General features: G+C 52.1%; 7 protein-coding genes. 1 reads left to right on the top strand and 6 read right to left on the bottom strand.

Annotated features, from left to right (window positions below; genetic code table 11):
- The 6 genes from GDA54_06215 to GDA54_06190 form a co-directional block, all read right to left on the bottom strand.
- A partial coding sequence (locus tag GDA54_06215; protein ID MBC6497893.1) for a Maf family protein occupies positions 1-528 on the bottom strand: 528 nt, incomplete at its 3' end.
- An 88-nt stretch (positions 529-616) separates the two neighbouring features.
- On the bottom strand, positions 617-835 hold the full coding sequence (gene infA / locus GDA54_06210) for a translation initiation factor IF-1 (GenBank protein ID MBC6497892.1): 219 nt from the start codon (positions 833-835) through the stop codon (positions 617-619).
- A 1-nt stretch (position 836) separates the two neighbouring features.
- Complete coding sequence (hisD, locus tag GDA54_06205) at positions 837-2,162, bottom strand: histidinol dehydrogenase (GenBank protein MBC6497891.1); 1,326 nt, start codon at positions 2,160-2,162, stop codon at positions 837-839.
- A 12-nt stretch (positions 2,163-2,174) separates the two neighbouring features.
- Positions 2,175-2,867 (bottom strand): ATP phosphoribosyltransferase, encoded by a 693-nt coding sequence (locus GDA54_06200; protein ID MBC6497890.1) that lies wholly within the window; start codon positions 2,865-2,867, stop codon positions 2,175-2,177.
- A gap of 22 nt (positions 2,868-2,889) precedes the next feature.
- Positions 2,890-4,221, bottom strand: a complete 1,332-nt coding sequence (locus GDA54_06195) for a citrate synthase (GenBank protein MBC6497889.1) — start codon at positions 4,219-4,221, stop codon at positions 2,890-2,892.
- Between the two features lie 44 nt (positions 4,222-4,265).
- The gene (locus GDA54_06190) at positions 4,266-5,693 is read right to left on the bottom strand and encodes a glutamate--tRNA ligase (GenBank protein ID MBC6497888.1); all 1,428 of its coding nucleotides are present in this window, start codon (positions 5,691-5,693) and stop codon (positions 4,266-4,268) included.
- Positions 5,694-5,741: 48 nt separating this feature from the next.
- Between GDA54_06190 and GDA54_06185 the strand changes: the two genes are divergently transcribed.
- Positions 5,742-7,955, top strand: coding sequence for a ComEC/Rec2 family competence protein (locus GDA54_06185; GenBank protein MBC6497887.1), 2,214 nt, complete (start codon positions 5,742-5,744; stop codon positions 7,953-7,955).
- Positions 7,956-8,011 lie beyond the last annotated feature (56 nt).

Raw genomic sequence — 8,011 nt, 5'->3', positions numbered from 1 at the left:
TCCTGTCATGGAACGGATAAAGGGTGATGCATGGCATGCGAGGTCGAGGCCGGCGGCTCTGTGACGCCAGCATGACGTGCTGAGATAGGCGGTGCGTTTTTTCGTTCCCAAACGTCCAAAGGTGATATGTGTTTGTGCCTTTGTTGTGTAGTCTTGTCCATGCGGATTGATGACGTGGAGTGCTGTTGTGACTGTAAAGCGTCTGCCATCGAGTCGTTGAAGCATGGCATGGGCTTCTTCCTCGTGGGTAGGCGTTCCCATGATGTGTTTCCCGCGAGAGACGACTGTATCGGCAGCGAGAATGAAGCATAGCGCATGGGGGTCTTCTTTTGTTTTTCTCTCATGCATGGCGCGCGCTTTTGCCTTTGCCCAATGCATGGCGAGGCGTGATGGGACATCCTGTGGGGGGTATTTTTCTTGTATGCCACTTGCTTGGCATGTGATGGCGAGGGGAAGGGTGAGATGTTTGATGAGGGCGTGGCGCGTTTTCGAGCGTGATGCGAGGATAAGCGATGGTCTTGGTGGCATATTTTTCCACATGTTTCCTACATTGTCCCCACATTATCCCCGCACGGCATACCCCGTTGGTATACCCTTTCTGGGGGCAAGGATGTCGTTACTTTTGACGGAAGATAATGCGTCCCTTTGTGAGATCGTAGGGTGTCATTTCTACGGTCACCTTGTCGCCTGTAAAGACGCGTATGTGATGTTTACGCATTTTGCCGGCGGTATGGGCAAGGATTTCGTGGCCATTATCCAGTTTCACCCTGAATGTGGCGTTGGGGAGTGAATCCGTCACGACACCTGTAAATTCCATCAGTTCTTCTCTTGGCACGTTAGACCTCTTGTTGTGATTTATGTGTTGGTGCGTTGTTGAGACGCATGTTGACCGAGCGCGCATGGGCATCGAGTCCCTCTGCTTCTGCCAGTGTTACGGCATCTTTTCCTAAAGCGTGGATCGTCTGAGCGTTGCATGCCATATAGCTGTTGCGCACGAGAAAATCATACACACTCAAGCCTGAGGAGAAGCGCGCCGAGCGCGATGTTGGCAGGACATGATTTGGCCCTCCGATATAGTCGCCTATGGCTTCTGGTGTGTGATGTCCTAAAAAGATGGACCCAGCATAGCGTATCTTTTGCATAAAAGATGCGGGGTTGTCCATTTCTAATTGAAGATGTTCGCCAGCCAATTGGTCGATGAGCGTTGGCGCGTCACTGGCGAGGTTATTGACAAGGATGAGCGCTCCGTGCTTCTCCCAGCTTTTTTTTGCGATTCCAGCGCGAGGCAATGTTCTTAGCTGTTCTTCGACGGCGTGTTCGACCTGTTGGCATAATGTTTTATCATCTGTTATGACGATGGATTGTGCGTTTTCGTCATGTTCGGCTTGTGCCAAGAGGTCGATGGCAACCCATGGGGCGTGGGCTGTTTTATCGGCGACGATGACGACTTCGCTGGGACCTGCGATCATGTCGATACCGACAACGCCAAACACGCGTCTTTTTGCTTCTGCCACATATTGATTGCCGGGGCCAACGATTTTATCTGTTTTTGGTATTGTTTGCGTGCCATAGGCGAGGGCGGCGATGGCTTGAGCGCCGCCGACACGATAGATGTCCGTGATGTCGAGGAGGGATGCTGCTGCCAAGACAAGGGGGTTCGTTTGCCCTTGGGGACATGGCACAACACTGATCACATTTTTGACGCCAGCAACTTGGGCGGGTATGGCATTCATCAACAGGGAGCTTGGGTATGCTGCCGTTCCTCCGGGGATATACAGCCCCACGCGTTCGATGGGACGCCAGCGCATTCCTAAAACGATGCCATGGGCGTCTGTGGTTTCATAGTCTTGTGGCGTCTGGGCTTCGTGGTAGGTGCGAATACGTTGGATGGCATGGTCGAGGGCATGTCTTTGCTCTGTGCTGATGGACTCGAGGGCTGTGCGACACGCCTGCTGGCTGATACGCATCGTCTCGATGGTCATGTGTTTGTCGTCCCATTGTTGGGTATATTTTATGACGGCGTCGTCGCCGTGGGCTTTCACATCGTCAATGATACGCCGTACGTCTTGTTCCACCTCATGGTGGGTGTCGCGTCGGTGATGGACGAGTTGTTCCATGCGTTGATGGAAATCCTTATCGTTGATGTCGAGACGTATGGGCATGGGCGTATCACACTAGGCGGTGTGTTCGATGGCGTTATGGTGTGGGGTTGCTTTTTCGAAACGTTCCATGAGGGCGTCAAGGGAGTCGTGGTTGGTTTTGAGGGCATTGCGGTTGACAATGAGGCGTGATGTGACGTGGGCGATGGTTTCGACTTCTACGAGGTCATTTTTTTTCAATGTGCTTCCTGTGGAGACTAAATCGACGATGCACTCACATAATCCCAGATTGATGGCGAGTTCCACGGCGCCGTTGAGTTTTATGCATTCTGTGCGCACATTGCGTTGTGCGCAATAGCGTTTTGTCAATTGTGGGTATTTTGTGGCAATGGAGATGGATGTGTGGAGTTGTCCTTCTTGCAGTGTTGTGTTGCTTCCCTTATGTTTTGCCAACGACAAACGGCAATGTCCTATGTTGAGGTCTAGGGGCATGTAGATTTCAGGATATTCGAATTCGAGCAAGACATCCAAGCCGACGATACCGATTTGTGCGACGCCAAAGGCGACGAATGTGGCAACGTCGAAGGCGCGGACTCGAATAATATCGAGGTCGGGGATATTCGTTGTAAAGCGAAATTGTCGCCCGTCATGGTCGTAGAAGGCTGTTTCGGGGTGTATATCGGCTCTGGCGAGCAGGGACTCTATATCGCTGAGCAATCGTCCTTTAGGCAGGGCGAGAATCATTTTCTTTGAGGGTTTGCGAATCATTGTTTGTTTTCTCGAGTCTTTGTTATTTTTTTCTGTGGCGTTTTTCTATAGGGACAAAGGGGCGTTCTTTTTTGCCTACATAGAGTTGGCGTGGTCGATTGATTTTGCTGTTGTCGTCTTCGGTCATTTCTTTCCATTGCGCGATCCATCCGACGGTGCGGGCGACGGCAAAAAAGACGGTGAACATGGTTGTTGGGAATCCCAGAGCGCGTAGGAGTATGCCTGAGTAGAAATCGACATTGGGGAAGAGATGGCGTTGAATAAAATAGTCGTCTTTCAAGGCTCTTTTTTCCAGTTCTTGTGCGAGTTCAAGGAGGGGGTCGGTATGGCCGCGTGTGCGTTCGCCGACAACGTCCATACAGAGATGGCGTAAGACTTGTGCTCTTGGGTCGGTGTTTTTATAGACTCTATGTCCGAATCCCATGAGTCGAAAGGGATCATCCTTATTCCGTGCGCGTTCGATGAATTGGTCGATGCGTTCTACCGAGCCGATCTCTTGGAGCATGCGCAAGACGGCTTCATTGGCGCCGCCATGGGCTTTTCCCCAGAGGGATGCGATTCCCGCGGCCACACAGGCGAAGGGGTGTGCGCCAGACGAGCCAGCGAGCCGCACGGTTGATGTCGATGCATTTTGCTCATGGTCAGCATGGAGGATAAGCAGTTGGTCCATCGCTTTGATATGATTGGGGGGGATTGTCCATGTCTCACATGGGTTCGAGAACATCATATAGAGGAAGTTTTCAGCATAGCTGAGGTCATTTCTTGGGTAGACGAAAGGCTGTCCCAGCGCGTATTTGTAGGCCATGGCGGCGATGGTAGGGAGTTTGGCGAGGAGGCGGCTCACCGCCACCCATCGTCCTTCATCTGAGGAAAAATCATATTCTTTATCGGTATAAAAGGCAGAGATAGCGCCTACCACCCCCACAAGAATGGCCATAGGGTGTGCGTCTCGCCTGAAGCCGCTGAAGAACGACCTGACTTGCTCATGGACCATCGTATGGTAAGTGAGGCTATGGAGGAATTGCTCTTTCTGTTGAGCGTTAGGGAGTTCCCCAAACCATAGGAGGTAGCATAATTCAGGATAGTCGCTATGGCGTGCGAGTTCTTCGATACGGTAGCCTCGATGGAGCAAGATACCTCTTTCGCCATCGATATATGTAATGGCGGAACGGCAACTTGCCGTTGATGTGAATCCTGGGTCATAAGTAAAATAGCCGCTCTCACGGTAAAGGGCGCCAATATCGATGACGGCGGGCCCCATATGCCCCTCGATGAGGGGAAGTGTCCATTCTTTCCCTTGTTTCTTATGGATGAGGAGCAATTCGTCCTTGTGTTGTTGTGTCTTTGCGTCCATGGGGTCTTTTGCTGGGAATTGTCTGTGTGTGCTTGGGGTGTTTGTTATAGGGATGGTGATGCCTGTTGTTGGTGCGCATGCTCTGTATGGCACAGGGCGTGTTTCCAACGTGCGTGGCATGTGGTTCGTCCGAGTCTTTCCATGACGTGAAAGAGAGGAGGAGAGACGATATGTCCAGTGAGCGCTGAGCGCAATGGCTGAGCGACATCTTTGAGAGGTATGCCACGTTTTCCCGCCTCAAGGCGTAACATCCCCTCTAATGTTTCCGCGTGCCACGGAGAGCCTTTCTCTAATGTATAGGTGATGAGCGCTTTAATGTCATCCCTTGTTTTTTCCAAGCATGCGGTTGCTTCCTTTGAGAGCGTGTAAGCGCCGTCAATATAGAACGTCATCTGTTCTGCCATAGCCCGTAGGGTATGGCTACGTTGTTTGGCGTCTGTGAGTCCCGCTTGAATGCGTGTTTTTTCTTCGTCTGTTATGTCGTGCGGTAGGAAGGGACGGACATGAGCATAGAGGGATGTTTCCTCGAGGCAACGCATATAATGTTCGTTGATATGGTTGAGTTTTGCCATATCGAAACGTGCGGCGCTACGGCCGACATGTGTGATGTCGAAGAGGTCAATGGCATGCTCTCTTGGTATGATTTCTTGATTGCCATGCGCCCAGCCCAATCTCAACAAATAGTTGAGCATGGCATCAGCAAGGTAGCCTTGTTCTTTCCATGCCATGACGCTCAATGCGCCATGTCGTTTCGAGAGTTTTTTCCCATCGCTTCCATGGAGCAGAGGCATATGCGCCCATTGAGGCGTATGCCACTGGCATGCGTCATAGATGTGGTATTGGCGGAAACTATTTGTGAGATGGTCATCGCCCCTGATGATATGGGTAATGCCCATGGCGTGGTCGTCGACGACAGAAGAGAGCATGTAGGTTGGTGTCCCATCGCTTCGTAACAGCACCATGTCGTCAAGGGTCGCATTGTCGACGCGCACGACACCTTGGATGAGGTCGTGTATGCGCGTTGTTCCTATGCGTGGCGCTTTCAAGCGCAAGACGGGTTGTCTGTCTGTTGGTGGTTGTGCGTTTGGCGCATCGCGCCATGGGCTCTGTGTGCGAAATGGTCTTCCTTCTTGTTTTGCTTGTTGTCGTTGGGCGTTCAGTTCTTGCTCTGACAGGTAGCATTGATAGGCTTTTCCTGCTTGATAGAGCGTATGTGCGATGTTTTTGTGTTCGTTGATGCGTGTGGATTGTATGAGGGGTTTTTCGTCTGGGGTGAGTCCCAGCCATGTCAATCCGTCGAGGATGGCGCGCACGGCTTGTGTTGTCGAGCGCTCTCTGTCTGTATCCTCGATACGTACGAGATATTTTCCCTTATGATGGCGTGCGACAAGCCAGTTAAAATAGGCTGTGCGTGCTCCTCCGATATGGAGGAATCCGGTTGGACTTGGAGCAAAGCGTGTGATGACAGGCATGGGGTAGAGTATAGCGGGGGATATGCCTTTCATGCAAGAAGGATGAGCATGGTTCTGAGAAAATCTTTTGGTTATCGCGTGCGCGCCTTGTCTCTCAAGGTCTTTTTCTTTGTGAGTCGTTTTGAGGATTTTTTCGCGGCGCAACATCTTGTGTATCCTCTGTGGTTCATTGTTGGCATGGTCGGTGGGGCGGGCGTGTATTTTCTTGTGGATGAAGAGCCTTCGTGGCATGTCGTTGTGAGTCTCTTGGTCGTAGGGTGCGTTCTTTTTTTCGTGCGCCTCTATAGTGCGTTCTTGCGTGCGTTTTTCCTGTTTTGTCTTGTTGTGATTGGTGGCATGGCGTGTGGCATGGCGAGTGTGTTGTTCCATGTCCATACCCATGTCGCTCCCTTTTTTGATGTGCCAAAGGGCGTTGTGTCTTTTGAGGGGACGATTGTTCACAAGGAGGGCTATAAGGATGGTTGGCGTTTTGTGCTGTCTGATGTGGTCATCATGTCTCGTCATAAGGGTGATGTTGTCGCGCCATCAAAGGTGCGCGTGCGTATGCGTGGCTTTGTGGAGGAGGATATTTATCGTGTGGGCATGCGTGTTTCTGGTCGTGGTCAGTTGTTTCCGCCGTCCATGCCTGCTTATCCGCGGGGGTTTGATTTTATGCGTAAGGCATGGTTTCAAGGTATTGGGGCGTTTGGCTATAGTTTTGGCATTCTGGATATTCAGGAGGATGCGCCGCCTGATATGGGGTGGCGTGGGGCGTTGCGGGACGCACATAGCGTTCTTCTAGAGAAGATACGCGCGTCCCTTGATGGTGATGGTCGGGAGGTCGCCGCAGCGTTGCTCTTAGGGAGCAGGGGGCGTATCGATGAAGAGGTGTGGCATGTGATGCGTTTGGCGGGTCTTGCCCATTTGCTGGCGTTGTCGGGGTTGCATATGGGTCTTGTGACGGGTTTTGTCTTTTTGCTGTTGTGGAAGACGTTAACGTTATGGCGTTGGGCGTCTTTCGTTGATGTGCGTAAATTGGCGGCCTGTTTGGCGTGGTGTGTTGGTTTTCTCTATCTTTTTGTGACGGGGGCGAGTCTACCGACAACCCGCGCTTTTATTATGGTGAGTTTTGTTTTTCTTGCCATTCTCTTGGATAGGCGCGCCTTTTCTTTGTATACGATAGGTTGGGCAGCGGTTGTCATTATCATAAGAGAGCCTTACGCCGTCATTGATGTCGGCTTTCAAATGTCCTTTGCGGCAGCTCTTGCCCTTGTGGCGTATTACGAGCATAGTCGGCGTTATATCGTCTATGAGGGCGATGGGCATGAAGAGGAGAAAGGCGCGCGTTGTCCTGTGGCGGTGTTATGGGCGTCCGCCCCTATCCGTGTTATCAGGCGCTATATGGGAGCGGTGTTTGTGACGACATTGGTGGCGGGGGCAGCGACCATGCCTTTGGTGGCCTATCACTTTCACCATGTCGTTGCCTATGGCGTGTTAGCGAACATGGTGGCGGTACCGCTGACGGCTTTTTGGATCATGCCTATTGGTATTCTGTCCTTGCCAGCGATGGCGCTCGACCTTCACGGCGTTTTTCTGAGCGTGATGGCACAGGGGATTACGTGGATGATCGAGTGGGCGCGGTATGTCATCACGTTACCTAGGGCGTCTATGGTTGTGGCGCCTCTTCCCGTGATGTCCATGCTTCTTTTTGTCTGTGGCTTTTTATGGCTTGCCTTGTGGGAGAGGGTGAGCGTGCTTCCCGCTATCCTGTTGTGGCTATGTGCCATTGTGCTGATAGCACAGGACGATACGCCAGACATATGGATAAGCGGTGATGGGCGTGTTGTGGCTTTGCGCGATACGAGGGGTGAGAGACAATGGGTGCTATCGTCTAAGCATAATGGGTGGGAGCGAGAGCAGTGGTTGCAAGCCTATGGTGATGGCGACAAGGATTTTTTGTTATGGGATGACAGACGTGATAGCGGGGATGATAACGCGCCCCTTCGTTGTGATAGCGAGGCGTGTGTCTATCGTGCGCATGGGCATGTGGTGTCTATTGTGAGCCTTCCCTCAGCTCTTCCCACGGCATGTCGCAAGGCGAGCCTGATTATTTTTTTAGAGGATGGCTATCCCGTGCCAGCCTGTGGGACGCCTGTTCCCGTCATTGCGCGAGCGCATGTTGAGCAGTGGGGAAGCCATGTCGTGTCCCTCCCAGCAGGTGCAGAGCCGACATGGACGAACACCCGAGACATCACAGGCACAAGAATATGGCATCGCCCATGACGATGTGCTATTGTGCTGTTGCAAGCAAGGGACGGATGAGCTGGAAGCAAGGGGGC

The organism is Alphaproteobacteria bacterium GM7ARS4 (genome assembly GCA_014332745.1).
GTDB lineage: Bacteria > Pseudomonadota > Alphaproteobacteria > GM7ARS4 > GM7ARS4 > GM7ARS4.
The sequence above is the reverse complement of the archived record's forward strand: the minus strand, read 5'-3'. Positions and strand labels throughout refer to the sequence as shown.